Source organism: Vibrio sp. 1580 (assembly GCF_033340055.1).
Genome location: NZ_JAWOVT010000389.1, coordinates 1 through 632 on the forward strand (window position 1 = coordinate 1; position 632 = coordinate 632).

Here is a 632-nt window from a genome sequence, read left to right on the forward strand (position 1 = left end):
CAGCGTTTCGCTTTAGGATGAGGGATCGCGTGGTACAGCGTTGAGGCTAAAAACAGCACAATAATACTGGAGCCGTAGATCGCCATGCTTGTCACGGTCAATGTGTCAGCTTGGTGGTTTGTCGCTTTGATTAACAACAGGATTAACCCGACGATACCGAAAATCATCCCAATACCGTGCGTGATGGTGTTGGCAAGCTCTTCACTTTGACTGTATTGAGGTTTCTGCGGTGAGGACATCAATGCGCCTATACTAGAGTTTGGAATATTCGCTCTAGTATGGCACATTAAGCGTACACGTGTAAGCTAAAATTAAGACTCGTGAATCGCAGCCGTTTGGTCGAGGTAATTGAGGACAAGCTCACCCACTTCTTCCAGGTTTGTTGTCACCGGAATACACAGTTCGCGCTTGAGTTTTCCACTGCCGAGCAAGCTGGCAAGCATACCGCGAGAGCCACTGCGAGTGCGGTCAATCTCAAACCAAAGCTTGAGGTTTTGCTCATCGCGATGCGCGACAAACTCTAACTCGCGCCATACGCCATGATATGGGCCATCAGTGGGCACCATTTCAAACTCTTGTACAAATGGCAGTTCGAAACCTTTTACCTCTTCACATTCGACTTGGCGAATACG

General features: G+C 48.4%; 2 protein-coding genes. Both read right to left on the minus strand.

Translation table 11 applies throughout. The features are described from left to right. On the minus strand, positions 1 to 239 hold a 239-nt coding region (locus R7093_RS26185; RefSeq protein WP_318147145.1), incomplete at its 3' end, for a hemolysin III family protein. 72 nt (positions 240 to 311) lie between these two features. After that, a partial coding sequence (locus R7093_RS26190; protein WP_318147146.1) for a sporulation protein occupies positions 312 to 632 on the minus strand: 321 nt, incomplete at its 5' end.